Source organism: Falsihalocynthiibacter sp. S25ZX9, from assembly GCF_041205405.1.
Lineage (GTDB): Bacteria > Pseudomonadota > Alphaproteobacteria > Rhodobacterales > Rhodobacteraceae > Falsihalocynthiibacter > Falsihalocynthiibacter arcticus.
Genome location: NZ_JBGFCD010000358.1, coordinates 1 through 278, shown reverse-complemented (window position 1 = coordinate 278; position 278 = coordinate 1). Strand labels below are relative to the sequence as shown.

1 protein-coding gene is annotated in these 278 nt (G+C 54.3%); it reads right to left on the bottom strand.

Translation table 11 applies throughout. The annotated features are described in order from the left end of the window. The coding region (locus AB9F29_RS22560) for an AMP-binding protein (RefSeq protein ID WP_369757334.1) at positions 1–278 on the bottom strand (278 nt) is incomplete at both ends.

Sequence of the window (278 nt, the reverse complement as noted above, 5' to 3'; positions counted from 1 at the left end):
TAAAGAGATTGCGAATTTGGTAGCGGTCGATCAGCGCGTAGGCCTCAACTGGGTCAAATTTGCGCATGTGACTACTGATCAGCGGCACACCGTAAAACAGACACGGCATCGCCATATCCATCAACCCGCCGATCCACGCCCAATCGGCGGGTGTCCAGCCACAATCGCCTTCGATCTGGAAGCCTTGGTGGTGTAATTCAATCGATGGGAGATGTCCGTAAAGGAACCCGTGTCCGTGCAAAACCCCTTTGGGATCGCCGGTTGTTCCCGAGGTATAG